A 24,146-nucleotide genomic window follows, 5' to 3' on the forward strand; every position below is an offset into this window, starting at 1 on the left:
TTATAAAATTGAAATCATCCTTGATTATAATTTGTAACAATTAAAATCTAGAGATTTAACTATTTTATTATTAAATCATACAAACTAGGATCGTCTGAAAGACATTCCCAAATAACCCCCAATAAACTATCAGAATGACTGTTTGTAATAACAATATGAGTTATGTTAAATTTTTCTATTTCAATTAATTCTGAACTAAATACCAACCTTCTCTCTAATCGACCTAATTCATTTAATAATTTAAAGTCATCTAGAGTAAGATTTTTAAAATTAATTTTAACATAAAAATCTTGTCCTTCAGATAAACCCAATGTTATATTTACAGAATACTTATGTTTATTCTCTATTAAAATTACATCTGATCTATCCTCATAAACAATCACGGGCTCTTTTTTCATTTCAAATTTATTTTATAAATAGTTAAAGTAATTATCAAATTAGAGAAAAACTTTCAATCATTGCAAGATATTAATTTATATTATTTTTATTACTTAATTTAATCAAAGTACAAATCTAACCTGTTTTAGGTCAATTGATCCAAGATTTCATTTACTTGATTAAAATTGAATCGTTAAAAATTTGTTCATTAATCCTAACCTGAATTGTGTTAATATATATTTGAAACCTTCATTTAAATCAAATGCGTCTTGATTTTCAACTCATGATTTTTCTGGCATATGAACTGGCAATTCAAAGTAATATTTAAGATAACAGAAAAGCAATGCTCGTTAAAAATCTCACATTTCCGTAAATTTATCCCCAAAACATTCCGATTTTAGCACAATCAAAAAATCGCAATCAAAATGAATAAAAATATAACCGCGCTCTATACTATAGCCCAAAAACAAACTCGAAAAATACTCGGTTTAATGTCTGGAACTTCTCTTGACGGACTTGATATTGCGCTTTGTGCTGTTTCTGGTTCTGGCGAAAATACAGACGTCAAAATCTTAGAGTTTGAAACCATTTCTTATTCGGAAGACATTAAAAACGAAATCAGAAAAGTATTCGCTCAGAAAACAATCGATTTTCAGCATTTCGCTTTATTAAACGAATGGATCGGAATTTTACACAGCGGCATGATTAACGATTGTCTTGAAAAATGGAATATTTCGTCAAGCGCAGTTGATTTAATCGCTTCACACGGACAGACGGTTTTACACGCGCCTAAGTTTTTGCATGGGCAGGAAAAATTTCCAAATGCGACTTTACAAATTGGCGACGGCGATCATATTGCGGTAAAAACGGGAATTATTACACTTTCAGATTTCAGACAAAAACACGTTGCGGCTGGCGGTGAAGGTGCACCTTTAGCGGTTTATGGCGATTATTTATTATTCGGAAAAAAAGGCGAAAACCGAATCATGCTCAACATGGGTGGAATCGGGAATTACACCTATCTCCCAGCCTCTCTAAACGCCGAGGAAGTTTTTGTAACCGATACAGGAACAGCAAATACCTTAATTGATATTTATACCAAACATTATTTCCCTGAAAAAAGTTACGATAAAGATGCAGAAATCGCGCAACAGGGAACTGTAAATCAAGATCTTTTAAGCGAACTTAAAAAAGATGCTTTCTTCCAGAAAAACTTTCCGAAATCGATTGGTCAGGAGTTATTTAATTTCAATTTTGTACAGTCGGCTTTAGTAAAATGCAATTTAGAAAACATTTCGGCATCAGATTTGCTGGCGACTTTAACGCGTTTAAGTGCTGAAACGATTGCTGAAGCGATTTATTTCACCATAAAAAACACTCCAATTCCGGCAGAGGATTTTCATATTTATATGTCGGGAGGCGGAACAAATAATCCATTACTGGTAAAATGGCTAATGGAGTTATTGCCTTGCCAATTTTATACCAGCGACGATTTGGGTATTCTAAGCGATGCCAAAGAAGCAGTTTTATTTGCGCTTTTAGCAAACGAAACAGTGGCTGGAGGCAATTACAATTTCGGAAACAGCAAAGGAATTCCATCGGTAACAATGGGCAAAATTTCGTTTCCAGATTAACTATAAAAGTTAGCCACAAATTACACGAATTTTCACGAATTATTTTTTTTGCCACAGATTAAAATGATTTTAAGGATTAATCGTTTTAATTTTTCTAATCTGTGGCTAAAAAAATAGCCACCAATTACACGAATGGCACGAATTATTATTTATGCCACAGATTAAAGGATTTTTGGGATTAATCATTTTAATCTTTCTAATCTGTGGCTAAAAAAACAGCTCAGAATTACAAGAATTTTTACTAATTATTTTTTAAAAGAATAATTGGAAACAAAAATTAGTGCAATTAGTGTAATTCGTGGCAAAAACAAACTATTTTTGATTCCTGTTAAAAAACATTGAAATGCATAAAAATCAGCACATAATATTCTTTCTTTTATTTTCATTTTTCTCTATTTCGATTTCTAATGCGCAGGAAAAAAACATGCATCCTAAAAATGAATTTAGAGGTGTTTGGATTGCAACGGTTGTCAATATCGACTGGCCGAAAACGAGCATCGATAATGTAGAGAAAGAAAAAGCAGATTATCTTGAAATTTTAGAAGCATATAAAAAACTGAATTACAATGCTGTAATTGTACAAATTAGAAGCGTTGGCGATGCTATTTATCCTTCAGAATTTGCACCTTGGTCACGATTTCTTACTGGAAAAGAAGGCCTGGCTCCAAACCCTTATTATGATGCTTTGGAATGGATGATTGAACAGGCACACAATAGAGGTTTTGAATTTCATGCTTGGCTGAATCCGTATCGCGCTACTTTCGATTTGAATAAAAACCTTTTAAGTCCCAATCACGATCTTTTTAAACATCCAGAATGGATGATTGAATACGGTGGAAAATGGTATTACGATCCTGCGTTACCAGAAGTTCAGGCACATTTAACCAAAGTCGTTAAAGAAGTAGTTGATAAATATGACATCGATGCGATTCATTTTGATGATTACTTTTATCCTTACGCTGTTCCAGGAAAAGTTTTTAATGATAACGCTTCTTATCAAAAATATGGTTCAGGCTTAAGCCGTGCCGACTGGCGACGCGCAAATGTGAGCAACTTTGTACATTCCATTTCTGTAACGATAAAAGAAAGCAAACCTTGGGTTCAATTCGGAATTAGTCCTTTTGGGGTTTGGCGAAATAAATCTCAAGATCCAAAAGGTTCAGAAACCCAGTCTACTTCAAATTATGACGATCTTTATGCTGACCCTGTTTTATGGATGGACCAAAAATGGATCGACTATATCATGCCTCAATTGTATTGGAGTATGAATAATCCGAGGGCTTCTTATTCTAAATTAGTAAAATGGTGGTCTGAAAACGCTAATGGTACAGCCATTTATATTGGTCACGCTCCTTATAAAATTAGAGGCGATGGCGACAAAAGCTGGAATTTTGCAACTGAAATTCCAACACAAGTAGATTTTGCAAGAAGTTTTAAAAATGTATCTGGAAGCGCTTACTTTAGTGCCAAGTGGTTCATCGGTAAAAATTTTGACGTGGTACGTTTGCTACAAGAAAACCAGTATAAATATCCTGCGCTTCCTCTGGCTGTTCCAAATTTAAGACACGTTATTATTGATACGCCGCAAGTATTGGAATACAACAAAGACAGTATTAAATACAACTTTACATTCAAAAGTCCGCTTAATACAAAGGTTCGCTATATGGTGGTTTATGGAGGCGAGCATGTTTCGAAAATCGACATTAACGATGCTACAAAAATCATCGAAAAGGTGACGATTAAGGAAGTCGCCGGAAAAATCAATTTCGCAATAGCGGCCGGAAAACTGAATCTTTACAAAGCGTGCGCTGTAACTTTTATTGATTATTATGCCAACGAAAGTTCGCCAATTGCAATAGATCTAAAAAAGCCTTTAAAAACCTATATCCCAGCTCAACCAAATGAAAACAGATAATAAACCATGGTTTTGGATTCCGCTTCTTAACTTCGCTTCTGGATTGCCTTATGCCATAATTATCTCCGTTTCGGTAATTATGTATAAAAATCTCGGAATTTCTAATGAAGATATTGGCGTTTACACGAGTTTACTTTACTTACCATGGGTTATTAAACCGCTTTGGAGTCCGCTTATTGAGTTAATTGGAACTAAACGAAAATGGTTTTTAATGATGCAGTTAATCATTTCCATTTCCTTTCTATTGGTCGGTTTCACAATTCCGACAAATGGATTTTTCATCATGACGCTTTCGATTTTCTGGGTTGCGGCTTTTGCATCGGCTTCTAATGATATTGCCAGCGACGGATTTTATTTATTGGTTTTGCCAGAAGACAAACAATCTTTCTTTATCGGTATCAGAAGTACTTTTTACAGGCTTTCTATGCTTGCAGGAAACGGACTAGTGGTGCTTTTTGCAGGTTATTTAGAACATAAATTTGGAGATAATACCAAAGCTTGGTCTTACACCATGATTTCTGTAGGTTTATTGATGGCTTTCATCACGGCTTACAATTTTATTTTTACACCAAAAAACGAAATTAATACTGTTGCTAATAAAGAAGCCAAACCTTCTCAAGATTTTGGTACAATTTTCATCAGTTTCTTCAAGAAAAAACAAATCGGATTGATTCTAACTTTTATTCTGATTTTCAGATTAGGAGAATCGCAATTGCTTAAAATGTTAAGTCCATTTTTATTGGATCCAAAAGCATCTGGCGGAATGGGATTGGATACAGAAGCCGTTGGAATTATTTACGGAACTTGTGGCGTTGCAGCCTTAACCATTGGTGGTATTTTAGGCGGAATTGCCATTTCGAAACAAGGATTAACGAAATGGATGTTTCCTATGTTTTTGGCTATGCACCTTCCAATTTTAGGATTTATATTATTGGCTTTCTTTCATCCAACCTCAATTTATTATATTTATGCCGTTGTAATTGTAGAGCAATTCGGTTATGGTTTTGGTTTTACGGCTTTTATGATGTATTTAATTCATGTTGCCGAAGGAGAATCAAAAACAGCACATTATGCACTGGCAACTGGTTTTATGGCATTAGGAATGATGCTTCCAGGAATGTTGAGCGGTTTTATACAAAAATATTTAGGCTATCAAAACTTCTTTATTTGGGTTTTCTTAGCTACAATTCCAGGTCTTATTTTATCACGTTTTTTAACTTTCCCAAAAGATTTTGGGAAGAAATCAGAAGAAGTTTAAACCCCAAATCAAACTTTAACCTATGGAAATCAATGAAAATTTGCAGAACGAACGAAATCTGAAAGGAGCTGAGTTCGAGAAAAATGGAAATCTTGAAAAAGCGATTGAATTGTATGAAGAAAATGTTGCAGAAGGCTTTAAAGGAAATCATCCTTACGATCGATTGGCAACGATCTACAAAAACGAAAACGATCTGGATAATGAAATTCGCGTGTTAGAAAAAGCAATTGTGGTTTACGAAATAATTACGATTGAAGACCGATTAGAAGGTTTGCCAAAACTTTTCCGTTTTAAAAACCGATTAGAAAAGGCTCTTGAAACTAAGAAGCAATTAGCAAAACAGAAAAAAGCGAAATTGAAATAGATATACAAGACGAAAAATTTGCGCGCAAAGACGCAAAGGCGCAAAGTTTCTTTCTTAAGTGAAAGTCCAAAATCTTTGCGACTTTGCGACTTTGCGCGATTAAAATTGAGCCAACAGCTTAAAATAATAAATCATGATCAACATAAAACGAACCAATTCTGACGATATTGATTTTATAAATCTGGTTGCTTTATTAGATCAAGATTTAGCGATTAGAGACGGCGAAGATCATGCGTTTTACAATCAGTTTAATAAAACCGATAAAATAAAACACACCATTGTTTATTACGAAAATAATGTTGCCGTTGGCTGTGGTGCTTTTCGTGAAAAAGAAACCGGAACAACCGAAATTAAACGAATGTATGTTCATCCCGATCACCGCAAAAAAGGAATCGCTTCTGCTATTTTAAATGAACTCGAGATCTGGGCAAAAGAAGTTGGTTATACTTATACTATTCTAGAAACAGGAAAAAATCAGCCAGAAGCCATCAACTTATATCAAAAATTAAATTATACCATCATACCCAATTATCCGCCTTACGAAAAGATGGAGAATAGTGTCTGCATGAAAAAGACTTTATAATAATGAAAATTACAGCCGAAGCATTAAAACAAAAAATAGGACAATTCTTTTTTCCTGCCGTTTTTATCAACGATACCGAAGAAAATATTCAGGAAACCGAACGCCTAATAAAAGAACATAATATTGGCGGTTTGACCTTTTTTCATAGTCGGGCAAGCGCTGCAACCAATTACGAAAGCAAGAAAAAAGTAGTTTTTAATGATGACAGCTACGAAAAAATCAAAGCTTTAATTGTTCGTTATCAAAAAGCCGCTTCTACCCCACTTTTAATCAGCATTGATGCCGAATGGGGTTTGGCAATGCGTATTGAAAAAACGCCACAATATCCGTATGCAATTACGCTTGGCGCTTTGCCAGAGAACAAATCAAGTTTGGTTTACGAAGTTGGAAAACAAATTGGCTTGGATTTAAAAGCGGCTGGAATTCACTATAATTTATCGCCTTTAGCAGACATTAATAACAATCCGAATAATCCTGTTATTGGCTATCGTTCTTTTGGTGAAAACAAAGAAAAAGTAGCCGATTTTGCGATTGAATATTTAAACGGACAATCAGAAGTTGGCGTTTTAGGCTGTTTGAAACATTTTCCCGGACACGGAAATACGAATGTCGATTCGCATTTAGGATTACCGGTTTTAAAAGAAACTTTAGAAGAATTATTAGAAAACGAATTAGTTCCGTTCATTAAAGGAATTGATAATAATGTCGATTCGATTATGATTGGACATTTGGCGGTTCCGAGTTTAAACGACGGAAAAGATACATCGGCAACTTTATCAAAAGCGGTTATTCAGGATTTATTGAGAGATAAATTAGGTTATGACGGTTTGGTAATTTCAGATGCTTTAAACATGCACAGCGTTTCGAAATTATACGATGTAAAAGGACAATTAGAGTGGGAAGCTTTTAATTCAGGAAATGACGTTTTATGTTTTGCCGAAAATGTTCCTGAAGGAATTGAAGCTATTTATAAAAATGCTTCGCCAGATCGCATTTTTGAAAGTTATAACCGAATTATGAAAGCTAAAGATAAAGCAGGAATTCTATCTGGAAATACTGCAGCTTCTGGCGAATTAAACTTCCAAAAAACAGCTGAACTAAATAAGGAAATTGCTCAAAATGCCATTACGAAAATCATCGATAACGGAATTTCAGATTTAGCTTTTGAAGCGCAGAAAAATAACAAATTAGCTAAACTGAGCTTATATAAAAATACCGAAAATACATTTTTCAAAACTTTACATACACAATTGCCTTCAGCAGAATTTGCTTTTGAAAATTTAGAGAATTCAAACATTCAAGAAACTGAAAAACAACTTGAAAATTTCGATACTATATTGATTGCTTTATTTCCGCCAAAAGCGAAACCTTTAAATAATTTCGAAATTGATAATGAAGTTTTCAATTTGCTTTCCAACTTGTTGCAAACCAAAAAATGCATCGTGTACGTTTTCGGAAATCCGTATGTTTTACCACTTATTCCAAATCTGAAAAAGGCTTCAGGATTGATTCAGGCGTATCAGGATTTTGAAGAATTTCAAAAAACCGCAGGAACTCAATTTTTAGAAAAAAATAGTTTTGAAGGAAGCTTACCCGTAAACATTGAAATTCAATAAGTTAAAATGCTAAATAGTCAAAATTTATCAACTTATAAATTTTTATAATCACATCTTATTGTAAGAACATGTACTTCTGCCCTACTTTTGCACCAGAAATAAATTTTTAACGTAAAACGAAAAATATGTCTTTAGTAGGAAAAAAATTCCCAAGTATTGCAGTAGATGCTATCTCAGAAATGGGTGATAATTTAAAAATCAACATTTTTGAAGAAGCAGTAAACAACAACAAAAAAGTATTATTGTTCTGGTACCCAAAAGATTTTACTTTTGTTTGCCCAACTGAATTACACGCCTTTCAAGCTGCATTACCAGAATTTGAAAAAAGAAATACTATCGTAATCGGAGCTTCTTGCGACACAAACGAGGTTCACTTTGCTTGGTTAAACACTCCAAAAAACAATGGTGGTATCGAAGGTGTAACTTACCCAATCTTAGCAGATACAAACCGTAACTTAGCTAACATTTTAGGTATTTTAGATATCGAATCTACAAGCTACAGCGAAGATACAGATTCAGTTATCATCGAAGGTTCAAACGTAACTTACAGAGCTACTTACTTAATCGACGAGACTGGAAAAATTTTCCACGAAAGTGTTAACGATATGCCATTAGGACGTAACGTAAACGAATACTTAAGAATGGTAGACGCTTACACACACATCCAAACTAAAGGTGAAGTTTGTCCTGCAAACTGGGAAGCTGGTAAAGAAGCAATGTCTGCTGATAGAATCAGTACTGCTGAATACTTAAGCGCAAACTAATTTCTTGTAAGGTTCTGAGCTACTAAGCCTCTAAGGTGCTAAGCTTTTGAAACTTAAAATACATTCTACAATACAGTCATTGGGTTCTAAGATTAATACTTAGAATCTTAGAACCTAGATGACTTTAGATCTCAAAAAATAATTTTAACGTTAAGTCATTTTATGGGCTAAGGGCTAAAAAACTTAGAACCTTAGTACCTCAGCGGCTTAGCACCTTAAAAAACAAAAACATGTTAATCGACTTAAACGAAGATACGTTAGCAGATTTAGTTGCTAAAAACGAAAAAGTAGTAGTACAATATTCAGCTTCATGGTGTGGAAATTGCCGTATTATGAAACCAAAATTCAAAAAATTAGCAACAGAAAATGAAGCTATCACTTTTGTTTTGGTTGATGCAGAAAATTCTCCTGAGTCTAGAAAATTAGCTAACGTAAGCAACTTGCCTACTTTCGCTACTTTTGTAAACGGACAATTGGTTGGCGAAACGCAGACTAACAAACAAGAAGTTTTAATTGATTTAGTAAACGCTATTGTTTAATTGGCTATTTGTTTATTCGTTTAATCGATTAAACAAAAAAAACGATTTAACGCTTAAACAAAAAATTATGAAATTACCAGTAATTAAGCATTTAACACAATTCATTGAAGAAAACGATCAGGATTATATCATTGAAACGATCGAAGTTCTAGAAGCGATGACCGAAATTCCTTCTCTTAAAGATGAAGAATTAGACGTAATCGGCGAATTAATTTCAAATATGTACGGTGCTCTTGAAGTACAAAAATTAGTAGCTCAAGGAACCGACAAAAAAGAAGCTTTAAATACGTTCATGAAACGTGTTTTAGGTTCTATCGATAAGTAATCGACACCCTCCAAGATTAATACAAAAAACAAGGCTGAAAAGCGTTTCTACTTTTAGGGACGCTTTTTTTAGTTTGCAGTGGTCAGTTTTCTAGTGTTCAGTTTTACACGCAATCTTTTCAAAAAATCTATCTTCTAAAATCTAAAATAATCATTTTGGCGAGCCACCATCCCGATAAAAGGGCTAACTCACTTTACGCGTATTCACCCTTTTATCGGGACGCTGTCGGGCTATCCGCGCTACTTCGGTAGCTTGCTCCTATCCCTCTCTCGGGTAACGGTTTCAAAAGAAGTTTTTTTTTATTTCATTTCGGTGTCATCCTGACGAAGGAAGGATGACAAGATTGTGAATAAATGAGTAAATAAAAAGCTAAATTCGTGAATTTGTGGCGATCCAAAAACCATCTTTAATCTCTCCTTAAACCCATAACAAATACTTTTAGATTCAAATTTTAATCCTTACTTTTGAACCTCATTAATTTTAAACAAAAATCATGGCATCTATCACATTAGGAGGAAATCCAGTTCATACATCAGGCGAATTACCAGCAGTTGGATCACAATTAGCTGACTTCAAATTAGTACAAAACGATTTATCAGTGGCTTCTTTGAGCAATTTTGCTGGTAAAAAATTAGTTTTAAACATTTTCCCAAGTGTTGATACAGGAACTTGCGCAACATCTGTTAGAACTTTCAACGCAAGTGCAAGCGGATTAGAAAACACAACTGTTTTATGCATCTCTAGAGATTTACCATTCGCTCAAAAACGTTTTTGCGGTGCTGAAGGTTTAGAAAATGTTGTAAACTTATCAGATTTCCAAACTGGTGCTTTTGGTAAAGCAAACGGACTTGAAATTGTTGACGGACCTTTAGCTGGTTTACACTCAAGAGCAATCATTGTTGTTGATGAAAACGGAAAGGTTCTTCACACAGAACAAGTTGCAGAAATTGCAAACGAACCAAACTACGAAGCAGCTTTAGCAGCACTATAATATTTTCTCTTAAATGGAGTTTCAAAAAGATAATACCTTTGTTACAGGTCGCTTAAAAAGCATGAAATATGCTTTTAATGGAGCTGTAAAATTAATAAAAACCGAACACAGCATTATGGTACAATTCTCATTAGGAATTATCATGACCATCGCTGGGTTCTATTTTCATATTTCACAAACCGAATGGCTATGTCAGACCTTAGCCATCGGTTTTGTTTTAAGCATTGAAGGATTAAATACGGCAGTTGAAAAAATAGCCGATTTTATCCACCCCGATTTTAGCAGACGAATCGGTTTTATTAAAGATATTGCCGCAGGGGCAGTATTTTTTGCTGCAATGACTGCAATAGCAATAGGCTTGATTATTTATATTCCAAAATTTATTTAGGCAAAGGAAAACGCAAGAATGGCAAAAAATAAAAAAGAAACTGTAGATAAAAAAAACGATAAAAAAGAAGGAAGCAAAAGGTCTTTTAAGATGTCTAAACAGCAAAAATTTGTGCTAGGATGTCTTTTAGTTCTTTTTTCTATTGCTCTTTTGGTAGCATTTATTTCTTTTTATGTTAACGGACAATGGCAAAATGATCAAAGCGTTGTAAACCAACTGGGCGATCGTACTGAAATGGCTGAAAACTGGCTCGGTAAATTTGGAGCTTATCTTGCCGATTTGATTATCTATCGCGGTTTCGGGCTTGCGTCTTTCATATTCGTGCGTTTATTTTTCCTTACGGGAATGTTTCTCGCATTGGAACTTTCGACCCAAAAACTAAAAAACACTTGGTTTTGGGATATTTTTGCCATCATTATCGTTTCTGTTTTATTTGGTTTCTTTGCTACATCTGCGCCAGAATTAGGTGGTACAATTGGTTATGAATTGAATATATTCCTGCAAGATTATATCGGAAAAACAGGTACTTTACTAACACTTCTTTTTGGTTTAATTGTCTATCTGATCTTCAAAATCAAAATATCTCCAGAAAAAATCCAGTCTTATTTTGATTCAACAAAAAAAGAATTAAAATCAGAATTGAGCACTTTAAAACCAGCTGTTGCACAACCGGAAAGTGCTTATAATCTAGAAGAATTTTCTATTAAAGAAGATGAGGAAGAAAATTCTCCTGAATTGGATAATATCCACATCAAAACTGTCGATTCGCAATTCGAAATCAATAAAGAAGCTTTAAAACCAACTATTTCTCATTCATCCGAAATTGAATTAAATCCGATTTTAAAGCCAATTCAACCGCCTGTTGCGCAAGTTACTGCGACTCCAGACGAGGCCTTTGTTATTGAAAAAGCAGAGGAAGAAGATATTATCGAAGAAAATTTAGCTTCTCGCCTAGTTGCAGATTTCGGGCTTTTTGACCCAACTTTGGATTTGTCCAATTATAAATTCCCAACCATCGATTTATTAAAAGAATATTCGACGGGCGGCATCACTATCAATCAGGAAGAATTAGAAGAAAATAAAAATAGAATTGTAGATACACTTCGTAACTACAAAATTGAAATTGCACAGATTAAAGCAACCGTTGGTCCTTCTGTAACTTTATACGAAATTGTCCCTGAAGCTGGAATTAGAATTTCGAAAATCAAGAGTTTAGAAGATGATATTGCTTTATCATTATCTGCGCTAGGAATTCGTATTATCGCGCCAATTCCAGGAAAAGGTACTATCGGTATTGAGGTTCCAAACAAAAACCCAACTATGGTTTCTATGAAAAGCGTTATTGGAGCAGCAAAATTCCAAGAAGCCGAAATGGAACTTCCAATTGCATTAGGAAAAACTATTTCTAATGAAACTTTTGTGGTCGATTTAGCTAAAATGCCTCACTTATTGATGGCTGGAGCAACTGGACAAGGTAAGTCTGTTGGATTAAATGCGGTTTTAACTTCGCTTTTATACAAAAAACATCCTGCAGAAGTAAAATTTGTTTTGGTCGATCCGAAAAAAGTGGAGCTTACGCTTTTTAATAAAATTGAAAGACATTATCTGGCTAAACTTCCAGATACAGAAGATGCTATTATTACAGATAATGCAAAAGTGGTTAATACATTAAACTCACTTTGTACCGAAATGGACAATCGTTATTCTTTATTAAAAGACGCGATGGTTCGTAATATAAAAGAATACAACGAAAAGTTCAAATCGAGAAAATTAAATCCCGAAGCAGGCCACCGATTTTTACCTTACATCGTTTTGGTTGTCGACGAGTTTGCCGATTTAATTATGACCGCAGGAAAAGAAGTCGAAGTTCCGATTGCGCGTCTGGCTCAATTAGCCCGTGCTATTGGTATTCACTTAATTATTGCAACGCAAAGACCTTCTGTAAACGTAATTACCGGTTTAATTAAGGCCAATTTCCCTGCCAGAATTGCCTTTAGAGTAACTTCTAAAATCGATTCGAGAACCATTTTGGACACACAAGGAGCTGATCAGTTGATTGGACGTGGAGATTTATTATATACCAACGGAAATGATGTAGTTCGTGTTCAGTGCGCGTTTATTGACACTCCAGAGGTGGAAAAAATTACAGATTTTATTGGCGGACAAAAAGCGTATCCAAACGCTTATTTGCTTCCAGAGTTTGTTGGAGAAGAAAGTGGCATCAATCTTGATATAGATATTTCCGAAAGAGATACTTTATTTAGAGAAGCGGCGGAGATTATTGTCAATGCACAGCAAGGCTCTGCTTCTTTATTGCAACGAAAATTAAAATTAGGATACAACAGAGCAGGTCGATTAATCGATCAACTTGAGGCAGCAGGTATTGTTGGTCCGTTTGAAGGCAGTAAAGCACGCAGTGTAAACATCTTAGATTTAAATGCTCTTGATCAATTTTTTAATAATGAACAAAATTAATCCAATCATGAAAGCAAAAATTCAAGAAATCAACAACAATTCTATCACAAAAATGACTAAAAGGTGTTTTCAAATGGCAGTTATATTGCTTTTGAGCTTCACTTCTATTCAGGCTCAAGATAAAAAAGCGAAAGATTTATTGAACGAAGTAACTTCTAAAATTAAAAGCTACAACAATATTGTTATCGATTTTAAATATTCTTTGAATAATGCAAAAGAGAATATTAATCAAGACAGTAAAGGAAACGTTACAATGAAAGGAAATCAATATGTTTTGAATTTTATGGGCGTAACCAAGATTTTTGATGGTCAAAAAACCTACACAATTGTCCCTGAAGATGAAGAAGTTACTATTTCTAAAGTAAACGAAAAGGATGATAATGCAATCACTCCTTCTAAAATGCTTACTTTCTTTAATTCTGGCTACAAATACAATATGGATATCGTTCAGAATGTAAAAGGAAGAAAAATTCAATACATCAAATTAGTTCCTACAAGCGGAAAAGACCAAAGAAAAGAGATTCTTTTAGGTATTGATGTTCAGACAAAACACATTTACAATTTGATTGAAACTGGAAAAAACGGAACAAAAACAACTTTAACCGTTAATTCTTTTAAAACCAATCAGCCATTATCAAAAAATCAATTTACCTTTGTAGCGAGTAAATACCCGAAATACTACATCAATAAATTAGATTAATCAGAAGGTTGAAAATTCTAGACAAATACTTATTAAAAACATTCTTATTTACATTTACTACGGTATTTGTAATCTTATTTTTCATATTCATACTTCAAACAGTATGGCTATTTATATCAGAACTAGCAGGAAAAGATCTCGACTTAATTTTGGTCGTGAAATTCCTGCTTTTTTCTATGCCTCGTATTATCCCACTAGTTTTACCGCTTTCGGTGTTATTGGCTTCGATTATGACTTTCGGAAATCTAGCCGAAAATTACGAGTTTGCAGCCATGAAATCTTCAGGAATATCATTGCAAAGAGCAATGAGAGTGTTGATTATCTTTATTTTCATTTTAAGTATTGTAGCATTTTGGTTTGCCAACAATGTTATTCCGTATGCCGAATATAAGTTTGTCAACTTTAGAAAAAATATTGCACAGGCAAAACCAGCAATGGCTATAGCTGAAGGTCAGTTTAACGATGTTGGCACTTACAATATTAAGGTAAACAAAAAATCGGGCGAAAACGGCAATCACCTAACTGGCGTGACTATTCACGAAAAAGCGAATACTATGGGTGAAAATAAAACCGTAATTAAAGCTAAAACAGGCGAACTAGTAAGTAACGAGAAATCTAGTATTTTGAAACTGGTTTTAAATGACGGTTATTACTATCAAGATGTTACTCCGAAAAAATATGAGGATCGCACAAAATTGCCTTTTATAAAAGGAAAATTTAAAACACAGATCATCAATATCGATTTATCTGAGCTTAATAAAGTAGATGACAGTAAAGAAAGTATTGCAGGAACAAACGCGATGCTGAATGTAAATGAGTTGCGCTATACTTTAGATTCATTAAACAAAAATTTAAACAACGAGATTGTTTCCTTCTCTGAAAACATTAATCAACGAGTTGGAATTAAAAAATTTGCCAAAGATTTTCAGAAAGACATCAAAAAGAAACCGCTTCCAAACGACATTTTGTCTATTTATTCCAACAAAGACAAAGTAGATATTTTAAAAATGGCCGGAAGTAATATTACCAGTAATATTTATTCGATCGAAACTACGCAGCGAGATTTAAAAGATAAGCAACGAGAAATCAACAAACACTACAATGCATTATATGAGAAATTCGTTATTGCATTTGCTTGTTTCTTGATGTTTTTTATCGGGGCTCCGCTTGGTGCTATTATTAGAAAGGGCGGACTAGGGCTTCCTATTGTATTTGCCGTTTTAATCTTTATTACCTTCCATTTCATTAATACCTTCGGAAAAAGATTATCTCAAGAAGGCGGTATGGCTCCATTTATTGGATCTTGGATGTCTTCTTTTATTCTGTCGCCTCTCGCCGTTTTATTGACTTATCGTGCTACAAACGATAATGGATTAATCAATTTTGATGCGATTACGACTCCGATTTCACAACTATTTCAGAAAATCTCTGAGCGGTTTTCACCTGCTCAAAAGCAATAATAATTATGTCAACATTAAAAATAAAACTGAATACCATTGAAGAAGCTATAGAAGATATTCGTCAAGGTAAAGTAATCATTGTAGTCGATGATGAAGATCGTGAAAACGAAGGTGATTTTTTGGCTGCTGCCGAAAAAGTTACTCCTGAAATGATCAACTTTATGGCTACTCATGGGCGCGGACTAATCTGTACACCACTTACAGAAAGCCGATGCAAGGAATTAGATCTTCGTGCCATGGTTACCAACAATACAGACCATATGGAAACTGCATTTACTGTTTCTATTGATTTAAAAGGCAATGGTGTAACGACTGGAATTTCTGCTGCAGATCGTTCTAAAACAGTTGAGTCTTTAGTTGATCCAAATACAAAACCACACGATTTAGCGCGTCCTGGACACATTTTTCCGTTGATCGCTAAACAAGGTGGTGTACTGAGAAGAACTGGCCATACTGAGGCCGCTATTGATTTCGCACGTTTAGCCGGATTTAAACCTGCTGGAGTAATCTGCGAAATTTTGAACGAAGACGGTACAATGTCTCGTTTGCCAGAATTGATTGAAGTCGCTAAAAAATTCGATTTAAAATTAGTTTCTATCGAAGATTTGGTTGCCTATAGAATGCAGCATGATAGCTTGATTGTTAAAAAAGAAGATTTTGATATTGAGACTCGTTTCGGAACTTTTAGATTAAGAGCTTACGAGCAAACGACAAATAAACAAATTCATATTGCTTTAACAAAGGGAACTTGGAATTCAGGAGAACCTATTTTAACTAGAATTCACTCTTCTCAGGTAAATAATGATTTGCTAGGAACGTTGACTAATAATGCTGAACAGCAATTAGATGATATGTTTAAAGTGATTAATGAGAACGGAAAAGGTGCTGTTATCTTTATTAATCAAGATATGACAGCTGTTAATCTTTTAAACAGAATTTCTGAGCTTAAAACTTTACAGGCAAACGGAACTTTAAAAGCTCCAAAAGTTATTATTGATAGCAAAGATTACGGAATTGGGGCTCAAATTCTTCATGATATAGACATTTCTAAAATCAGATTGGTTTCAAATACAGAACAAACCAAACGCGTTGGTATGATTGGATATGGACTTGAAATTACAGAATACGTTAATTATTAATATGGGAACAGTAGAAGAAAGAATTCAAAAATCAGAAACTCGTATTTTTAAAGCGGTTTTTCCTAGCACAACCAATCATTACGACACTTTATTTGGAGGAACAGCATTGCATCTTATGGATGAAGTTGCTTTTATCTGTGCAACGCGTTTTAGCCGCAAAAAGGTAGTTACAATTTCGACGGGTCAAATTGACTTTAAGAAAGCAATTCCGGCAGGAACTCTAATTGAATTAGTAGCAAAAGTTGACAGTGTTGGAAGAACGAGCTGCAAAATTCATGTTGATATTTTTATGGAACAAATGTATTCTGAACTTCGCGAAACTGTAGTTTCTGGAACTTTTTCGTTTGTTGCTGTTGACGAAAACAAAAAACCAACGCCAATTTTGGACGATTTGGATTAATTTTTGAAAAAATCTATTTTTCGGAAATATTGATAATTAGACACTTGGAAATTATTTTAAAAAAGTTTAAAAATAATCCCAAAAAAAGTTTTGATAACCGAAAAACCGTCTTATATTTGCACCCGCAATCAGACAATGAGAGCAACATACTGGAGAAATGGCAGAGCGGTCGAATGCGGCAGTCTTGAAAACTGTTGACTGTAACAGGTCCGGGGGTTCGAATCCCTCTTTCTCCGCCAGTAAAAGTTTCAGAAGAAACTTTAAAAGTCAAAAGCCTTTAAATACTAGTGTTTAAAGGCTTTTTCGTTTTTGTATACTTTTCAAAAAGCACATGTTTTATCAAAGAATGGTTACCCTATTAGTTACCCAGTTTTTTTGAGGTAATTTTTCTCAAAAATGGGTAACTAAAAAGGAAGAATTCCCCGGGAATTCCCTGCTATCAATGGACTCTCTTAAAATTTTTAATTCAATTTGATTATTAATTTTAAAACTAGATAACATGTTAAAAGTAATTTTTTACCAGAAATCCGACAGAGTAAACAAGAACGGCGAATCTCCAATCTATGCCCGTTTGAGCTACAATGACAAACAAATTTCGATGTCAACCGGACAAGCCATTTCAAAAGAAAGATGGGCAAGCACAAATAACCTTAGAAACCAGCTTAAAATTGAAAAGGAAATAGTAATCAAAAACCTGCTTGATCTTTTCCAGCTTAATGCAGCCAAAAAATTTACTGAACTCTTCAGAATTGATCCAGAGGTCAACCTTCAACTATTAAAAGCTGAACTTACAGGAAAAGTCAAAATGGACCAGCCTCAAGGTCCTTCCATAATTCAGGTTATGGATACATACAATGAATTCTTCACCAAAAGAGTCAATTCTGGAGAACGCGCAGCGGCTTCACTGCAGAAGTATAAAAGAGCGAAGGGTTTACTTTTGAACTTCATTACCAGTACCTACAAAAAGGAAGATATATCAGCATCTGAAATATCAAGTTCGTTTGTCTTCAAACTCGAACAATTCCTTAAATACGAGAGCGGTTTTAAAGACCAGACAGGCATCAAAAACAATTCGGTGGTAAAATATATGAAAATGTATAAAACTGCCTGCAATTATGCTATTAAAATGGATTTGATCATAAAAAACCCATTCAACGTTTATGACGGAAGGCTAAGCGTAAAAGATGCTGTTTTCCTAACCCAGCTGGAACTGAATACGATCGAGAATAAGATATTTTCAACACTGGAAAAGGTCAAAGATATATTTCTTTTCAGCTGCTATACAGGATATGCTCCTGTCGATGCCATGGATCTGACCGAGAGAAACTTATCCGAAGATTCAAATGGAAACTTATGGATTATGACCAGCAGAGCAAAAACTGCGATTAGAGCTAATGTTCCAGTACTGCCCACAGTCGAGAAAATTATTTCTAAATATAAAAACCAGCAGAAGGGACTCATTCCTAAAATTTCTAACCAGAAAATGAATGCTTATCTTAAAGAAATAGCTGATGCCTGCAGCATAGACAAACATCTTACATGGTATGTTGCAAGACATACATTTGCAACAACCGTAACCTTAGGAAACGGAGTAAGACTGGAAAATGTATCTGCAATGATGGGGCATACCAATACAAAGCAGACACAGCATTATGCAAAAGTTCTTGATGTAAACATTATGGAAGATATGGAGAAACTAAAATCTAAGTTTAGGTGATGTTTTTTTTTTATCGGGAGGGCTCCTGAATTTGAAACCTCTTTTAAAACTTTGATCAAGTTTAAAACAAAAATCAAAGGACTATTTGTTGGACGTATAATTAACTTAAAAGCTCCCTACAAAACATGTCAATTGTGTCCACACTGCGGACACAATTGACATGGACAAAAAAGTTATATTCCTTTTATTTTTTTATGAATAAAGATCATCCAAATCTCTCAACAGTGTTGAGAGATTTCAGCTAAGCAGAGATTTTTTATTTGCAGGTTGAAGGATATAGGTTTCAGCTCGAAAACGATAATTTCTACATTTAACAGCGATCTATAAATTGAATAAATCTATTCTTTCTAAACATTTCTAATTGCGTCCGCACTGCGGACGCAATTAAAAAAACAAATAAAATTACCAAATAAGATACGTAATTTTACTGATTTTCATCAGTTTCAATTTTGTAACAATATCGTGATATCATACATTTTCAAAAATTCAAATTCTAGCGAAGATAGTACTTAACAAACTCAGGTTAGAAACTATATATAACATTCATAATCACAGAAAATATCAAAGTTGTAGTTTTACATATTTTTTGTTCTTCAGAAATTTTCACTTCTTAATTCCCAACACTAATATTGAAGTTCAGGTAATAAGAGTAGTTGTAAATTGCTTTCAAAATTGTATTTTCACTTATAGATCATAGTTTAAGAGTTTACCCTAAAGAATATCACTAAGTGCTTATACTTGCTTACAAGGAAAGCAATACGAAATATTCGAAAATAAAACATCTTAAAATATCATCTGCGGTTTGTAGCTTTCATCCAAATTGTAGCCAGGTTTTATTTCATTAAAGTAATCCCTGACTTCTTCAAACAAGTAACTTTTGGAATATAAAATTGTTTATTAAAAAAAACGAAAGATCCCTCCTTATTTTAGGCCCTAATTTCATATCCAGTATATTATCAATACATTGGAACATACGGATTCTGCTTTCTTCAAAAAAAAAAAAAAAAAGGATAGGCATTTCCTGCTTATCCTTCTTTTTGATATATTTTCAAATACGGAGCCACACACTAGAAAAACTGCTACTTATCGTATTTTTTTAATTCCTCGCTTATAATATCCATTGCAGAAAGATTTTGAGTCCCAGTCATAAGATGAATATACTGGTTGCCTGCTTTTGGATCAGAGATTATAATCTCTCTATTTATGTACTTCTTATCTGCATTAGCCTTTAGAAACATAGACTTGAATAGGTGGCTTCTGTACTCTTGATGACTCATGGCCATTCTTTTTTCCGATCTGAGGATCATTTTATCACTGCACACGCTGTAATAAACCGCATCAAGCAGATCCGCCTTAGCCCTGATCATGGCAACCAACTCCAAAAGCGTGGTGGAAGTCTGAATCACTTCTATGCTTTCAGCGGTAAAAATAATAACTTCGATTAAAGGGACTGACAGGTTCTCGGCGCCCGGAAAAATATTCGGCGTTTCCTTAAACTTAATGATATATTCAGTTCCGGTACTTGTAATATAAGGATGGCAGTACTCTTTTCCGGACATTTATTTCTTTTTAGGGAAAAATTTGTTCCAGTTTTTTTTCATCTCCTTTTCTTCAGCCTCTTTCTCCTGCTGCAGTTTGCGCACCAAATCTAGCAGTCCTTTAGAAGGTTTGTCGATAATTAATACGTCTTGGGTTTTCATTTTTAAAAATATTAGATTAAACTTTTAATCATTTAATTACGCACAAATGTAGAAAATTAATTGTCAAAATCGCACTTTTGACAATAATATAATTTTCATATCTTTATCCGTATATTACTGAAAGCAAATATCATACCAATCTTTAGAAGGTATATCCCCACATTCTAAGCTATCGATCCTGTTGGATGCCTTTTGTTTTATCCACTAAAAATTCCGTGGCAAAATAACGAAAAATATTAAAATGCAAGATTCGGAGCCATGATTTTGGCCACTATTTACATCTTTATCTGAGCGCACCTATAGGCGACCTTTTAGTAGATTGAGCAAGAGCCCAAAAACAAGGTCTGGATAATATTGTTCTATATGACAAGAGAAAATACTCTAAAAACTATTACTTCAAAGTTTTGTGGCAGAATCGTGACGCATGATATTTAGACTTCATACCTTTTCTAACAAAAAAAACTAAGACGTATTTTACTGATGCTTCACATTTTAATTTTCGCGACAGAATGGTGGCACATTACTTTTACAAAAATAAAAACTTAATAAAATCAAGGTTTTCGGAATTTAGCTTAGAAAAGGTATTTGGTCTATCCCTCTTCAAAATTAGAAGACATAATACTCAAAGTAATTAGAACGTTTGTTATTATTACAAACTAAATGTTAGTTAGCTGTTCTACTGATACGAAAAATACTTTGTGTATGATCCTTACGTTGCGGAGTCTGAAGCTTCGCAATAGAATATTTCTCCAGCGTAACTTCCAGACTAATCATAATCCTGATTAATAATTAGTCATCATGAAACTTCTATTGGTCTCGGCATCCCTTAAAGTCTAGTTTAACCCCTCATTATAGCGCCTATTTATCGACAGATAAGCAGGCGCTCATTTATCAACTTTCTTAAAGGATATCTAGAAGCGCACTATTTTACGTTTCGGTATAACTTGGCAAAGTTTCCATCTACATATCTCTTAGTTTTAAAAATTGACTATTTTATCCAATTTCCTACAATCGATTTTATAATTACACAAGCAATTGCATTTTATAATTAAACTTAAATGCTTAATTATAAAAAAGATACAAATAAGACCTTTTTATTTGGACACAGTGGCCGTAGGCAGAGTACCAAATAAGGTTGCGAGTTGCTCAAAATCGATAGTTTTTGTAAGTGTTACATTATAGAGCGGATCCGATCCACCCCTTAGAAAAGTTTCAAAACCGAGAGAAATTCCTGGATTAAGCACTGTTCCCTCAAAGCGGAAACGGAGGAAAGCAGTAGGATCACTTGTATAACGTTCTCGGACTACAGCATCTCCATTGTACACTATATAATTGGGATAAATAAAATTATTCAATCCCACGACTAAAGAGGTCTTTACATTAATTTTCTCTTCATCCAAAATATAGACGAATCCAAATCCTATAGCCTTATTATTTTGTCTGAAATTAGTATTTCGATACATTGGCCCAAATCTAGAAGGTATAATAGTTCCTGCGGGATAAGTAATCGTGTCAGACACAGTTACCGAATTCTTATAGGTGGTTTTAATGCTCTGGGAATTCAGTGAAAAACCGCCAGTAACGAAAAGTTTGGAAGTTTCTGATGAAAAATCCGTAGCGTTCCATAAATAATAAATATCAACAAATGTATTGTTTGTTTCTACTTTTTTCACCGTTTTGTATTCACCTACTACCTGACGAATACTGTCAGGATTCACAATAGGTAATCTTTGACTGAAACTCATTCCACTTAGAGAATCAATGTCATTAAAATACCTATTACGACCGAAATCAATATTAATCCAGCTGCGGGTGCTTTTGTTGCCCTTTGTTTTTATATTAGCCAAATAATTGGCCTTAAAATAAAGATCTTCTGCTTTTATACCGTCTATTAAATCAAGGTTAGTTCCGGTATATAGCCAAAGTTCATATCCTTTCTTTTTTGTTAATGCGGGATCTTCAGAGAAAGGTTTAACAAATATTATGTATTCACTTGTAAGAGCAGGATCGATAGGAATCTCCGTGTTTTCTTTTTTAGCAGTCAATTTTATTTTAATAATGCGGTCACGAGTGTTTTTTCGCTGAAACTTTATGCTAAAAGGTACGTCAAGATCTTTATCTTTAAATACTATAATTTCCCTTTTTAAAGGAAAAAATATCTCAGTTTCGCTAATTGAAACATCTGTAGGATCTACCGACCAAGTAACCTTTGCTCCTTCAAACGCTGGCTGTTTAGGCACCTTAACATTAAAAGTAACTAAAATTTCCTTCTTATTGTCCGATTGAACTGTGTCAATTTTCTTTTCGAATTCAGCTTTTAACTGCTGTCCGAAAAATGTTGCTGAAGACATTAGTAATACAAAAATGAGTAATTTACTTTTCATAACTTTTTAATTTAATTGGTTGAACATAAAATATTTAATAGAATTATAATTTAATCCTGTATATCACATGTCATATCCTGTATTTGGGGCAGAAAATACTAAATGGAAAATAACATGTATTATTTTAATATTTAACAAAGAATTATTTAAGTCTATGCTGCATGTATCAAGTCACATACTGAAATCTCATTACTAACAATGAAATAATAACACATAAGAATTATATGTGTTCTTCCGCTTACGTCTGTTTATAAATGCTGACGTAAATAGTATGCATAATCATTATAGACAATAGAGCAATAAGATTATTGAACTAAATAATTTAATACGATAACTTTATTTATAAATTTAGCGGGACCGTTTTTTAAATATAATCTAGATATTTTTTAAAGATGAAAACTACAATGGAGAATAGCGGTCACTGGTAAAATTAAAAAAGTTAAATGTGAAAACAACACGTATAATTACCTGAAATTATTTTCGATTAGAATTTAATTTAAGAGTTAGTTTTTGATTACAATTAGTTATTCCCTGTTTAATTTTGATAAGGATGTTAGAGGTACTTTTTAGCAGACTAATACTCATCATTATTAACAGAAATTAATTATTGAATGAATACCAATGTTCAAGATGATATCTATAAACATTAATATAGGAATTAGGTGTTAGATTGTAATCCCATAAACTCCAAAACGTTTTTCTAGCAGCCAAAGCTTTTAAAATTTTACTGAGAATCTCATTTACTCATAATGCTGATATAATTTTCTTTCCAAATAGCATCAAAAAAATTTTCACAATCAAAAAAACATATTATCTTTGCACCCGCAATGAGAAAATGATTGCGTCTTACTGGAGGAATGGCAGAGCGGTCGAATGCGGCAGTCTTGAAAACTGTTGACTGTAACAGGTCCGGGGGTTCGAATCCCTCTTCCTCCGCCAGATAAAGTCCAAAAAGTGACTTTTTAAAAATAAAAAGCCTTTAAACACTGATGTTTAAAGGCTTTTTTATTTGGAATGGTATTGAACCCTGCTTTAAAAAGCAGTATTTTTTTAGTCACCCACTCTGTTTGAGCTGTTTTTTTAAAAGGTCAGGGTAACTAATAAAATGCTGAATTATGATTCGTTGCTTCTGAGCATCTTATCGATCTTGCCGCTGTCATACAGATATATATCCCCGAGTCTAGTATAGGACAGAATTCCGGTCTGCCTGTATTTAATGATCGTATTATTGGAAAGCCCGAACATCTTTTTTAAATCTTCATTTCTGTAATATTCAGGCCGCAGGGTTTTCCCCTGGCTTATTTTTGAATCAATTGCTTCCAGTTTCGCTACCACAGGCTCTATCAGCTCCTTTACTTCCATCACATAAGACTGCCTCTTTTCTTTCTTCATCATCATTGAGTCTTTTAAATATTA

Annotated in this window: 22 protein-coding genes and 2 tRNA genes; 19 read left to right on the plus strand and 5 right to left on the minus strand. The window is 33.8% G+C overall.

The genetic code is table 11. From position 1 onward, the window contains the following. Positions 1 to 59 precede the first annotated feature (59 nt). Positions 60 to 398, minus strand: a complete 339-nt coding sequence (locus tag EG814_RS10525) for a hypothetical protein (protein ID WP_125721637.1) — start codon at positions 396 to 398, stop codon at positions 60 to 62. 405 nt (positions 399 to 803) lie between these two features. On the opposite strand from EG814_RS10525, the gene EG814_RS10530 reads away from it, so the two are divergent. From EG814_RS10530 to EG814_RS10615, 18 genes are all read left to right on the plus strand, one after another. Next, positions 804 to 2,012 (plus strand): anhydro-N-acetylmuramic acid kinase, encoded by a 1,209-nt coding sequence (locus tag EG814_RS10530; RefSeq protein WP_125721639.1) that lies wholly within the window; start codon positions 804 to 806, stop codon positions 2,010 to 2,012. Between the two features lie 343 nt (positions 2,013 to 2,355). Next, positions 2,356 to 3,927, plus strand: a complete 1,572-nt coding sequence (locus EG814_RS10535; RefSeq protein WP_125721642.1) for a glycoside hydrolase family 10 protein — start codon at positions 2,356 to 2,358, stop codon at positions 3,925 to 3,927. Further along, positions 3,914 to 5,185: an MFS transporter gene (locus tag EG814_RS10540; RefSeq protein ID WP_125721643.1), complete on the plus strand. Its 1,272-nt coding sequence runs from the start codon at positions 3,914 to 3,916 to the stop codon at positions 5,183 to 5,185. The genes EG814_RS10535 and EG814_RS10540 overlap by 14 nt, the downstream gene beginning before the upstream one ends. A gap of 22 nt (positions 5,186 to 5,207) precedes the next feature. Further along, positions 5,208 to 5,549, plus strand: a complete 342-nt coding sequence (locus tag EG814_RS10545) for a hypothetical protein (RefSeq protein WP_125721645.1) — start codon at positions 5,208 to 5,210, stop codon at positions 5,547 to 5,549. 133 nt (positions 5,550 to 5,682) lie between these two features. Then, complete coding sequence (locus EG814_RS10550) at positions 5,683 to 6,132, plus strand: GNAT family N-acetyltransferase (protein WP_125721647.1); 450 nt, start codon at positions 5,683 to 5,685, stop codon at positions 6,130 to 6,132. A gap of 2 nt (positions 6,133 to 6,134) precedes the next feature. Beyond that, on the plus strand, positions 6,135 to 7,748 hold the full coding sequence (locus EG814_RS10555) for a glycoside hydrolase family 3 protein (RefSeq protein WP_125721649.1): 1,614 nt from the start codon (positions 6,135 to 6,137) through the stop codon (positions 7,746 to 7,748). Positions 7,749 to 7,873: 125 nt separating this feature from the next. Next, entirely contained in the window at positions 7,874 to 8,512 is a 639-nt protein-coding gene (locus EG814_RS10560; protein WP_012024184.1) for a peroxiredoxin, read from the plus strand. A 230-nt stretch (positions 8,513 to 8,742) separates the two neighbouring features. Beyond that, complete coding sequence (locus EG814_RS10565) at positions 8,743 to 9,051, plus strand: thioredoxin family protein (protein WP_008462030.1); 309 nt, start codon at positions 8,743 to 8,745, stop codon at positions 9,049 to 9,051. 67 nt (positions 9,052 to 9,118) lie between these two features. Next, positions 9,119 to 9,376, plus strand: coding sequence for a DUF6952 family protein (locus tag EG814_RS10570; protein WP_008462029.1), 258 nt, complete (start codon positions 9,119 to 9,121; stop codon positions 9,374 to 9,376). A 493-nt stretch (positions 9,377 to 9,869) separates the two neighbouring features. Beyond that, entirely contained in the window at positions 9,870 to 10,367 is a 498-nt protein-coding gene (gene tpx / locus EG814_RS10575; protein WP_125721651.1) for a thiol peroxidase, read from the plus strand. Between the two features lie 13 nt (positions 10,368 to 10,380). Beyond that, positions 10,381 to 10,755 (plus strand): diacylglycerol kinase family protein, encoded by a 375-nt coding sequence (locus EG814_RS10580; RefSeq protein WP_125721653.1) that lies wholly within the window; start codon positions 10,381 to 10,383, stop codon positions 10,753 to 10,755. Between the two features lie 18 nt (positions 10,756 to 10,773). After that, positions 10,774 to 13,230 (plus strand): DNA translocase FtsK, encoded by a 2,457-nt coding sequence (locus tag EG814_RS10585; protein WP_125721655.1) that lies wholly within the window; start codon positions 10,774 to 10,776, stop codon positions 13,228 to 13,230. A 7-nt stretch (positions 13,231 to 13,237) separates the two neighbouring features. Then, positions 13,238 to 13,930 (plus strand): LolA family protein, encoded by a 693-nt coding sequence (locus tag EG814_RS10590; protein ID WP_125721657.1) that lies wholly within the window; start codon positions 13,238 to 13,240, stop codon positions 13,928 to 13,930. An 8-nt stretch (positions 13,931 to 13,938) separates the two neighbouring features. Beyond that, positions 13,939 to 15,390, plus strand: coding sequence for an LptF/LptG family permease (locus EG814_RS10595; protein ID WP_125721659.1), 1,452 nt, complete (start codon positions 13,939 to 13,941; stop codon positions 15,388 to 15,390). 5 nt (positions 15,391 to 15,395) lie between these two features. Continuing rightward, the gene (gene ribB / locus EG814_RS10600) at positions 15,396 to 16,529 is read left to right on the plus strand and encodes a 3,4-dihydroxy-2-butanone-4-phosphate synthase (protein ID WP_164515309.1); all 1,134 of its coding nucleotides are present in this window, start codon (positions 15,396 to 15,398) and stop codon (positions 16,527 to 16,529) included. 1 nt (position 16,530) lies between these two features. Next, on the plus strand, positions 16,531 to 16,929 hold the full coding sequence (locus tag EG814_RS10605; RefSeq protein WP_125721663.1) for an acyl-CoA thioesterase: 399 nt from the start codon (positions 16,531 to 16,533) through the stop codon (positions 16,927 to 16,929). Between the two features lie 151 nt (positions 16,930 to 17,080). After that, positions 17,081 to 17,168: transfer RNA gene (locus EG814_RS10610), tRNA-Ser, on the plus strand. 260 nt (positions 17,169 to 17,428) lie between these two features. Next, positions 17,429 to 18,646 (plus strand): site-specific integrase, encoded by a 1,218-nt coding sequence (locus EG814_RS10615; protein WP_125721665.1) that lies wholly within the window; start codon positions 17,429 to 17,431, stop codon positions 18,644 to 18,646. A 1,079-nt stretch (positions 18,647 to 19,725) separates the two neighbouring features. Here EG814_RS10615 and EG814_RS10620 read toward each other — a convergent pair. From EG814_RS10620 to EG814_RS10625, 3 genes are all read right to left on the minus strand, one after another. Beyond that, positions 19,726 to 20,205 carry a hypothetical protein gene (locus EG814_RS10620; protein WP_125721667.1) on the minus strand — a complete coding sequence of 160 codons (480 nt, stop codon included), beginning with the start codon at positions 20,203 to 20,205 and terminating at the stop codon, positions 19,726 to 19,728. Beyond that, entirely contained in the window at positions 20,206 to 20,346 is a 141-nt protein-coding gene (locus EG814_RS21020) for a hypothetical protein (protein ID WP_164515310.1), read from the minus strand. It lies immediately after the preceding gene. 1,094 nt (positions 20,347 to 21,440) lie between these two features. Further along, on the minus strand, positions 21,441 to 22,730 hold the full coding sequence (locus EG814_RS10625) for a hypothetical protein (protein WP_125721669.1): 1,290 nt from the start codon (positions 22,728 to 22,730) through the stop codon (positions 21,441 to 21,443). Positions 22,731 to 23,581: 851 nt separating this feature from the next. Here EG814_RS10625 and EG814_RS10630 point away from each other — a divergent pair. Continuing rightward, positions 23,582 to 23,669, plus strand: a tRNA-Ser gene (locus EG814_RS10630). Positions 23,670 to 23,843: 174 nt separating this feature from the next. On the opposite strand, the gene EG814_RS10635 is transcribed toward EG814_RS10630, so the two are convergent. Then, complete coding sequence (locus tag EG814_RS10635) at positions 23,844 to 24,125, minus strand: helix-turn-helix domain-containing protein (protein WP_235830954.1); 282 nt, start codon at positions 24,123 to 24,125, stop codon at positions 23,844 to 23,846. Between the last annotated feature and the right edge of the window lie 21 nt (positions 24,126 to 24,146).

The organism is Flavobacterium ustbae (assembly GCF_003946915.1).
Taxonomy (GTDB): domain Bacteria; phylum Bacteroidota; class Bacteroidia; order Flavobacteriales; family Flavobacteriaceae; genus Flavobacterium; species Flavobacterium ustbae.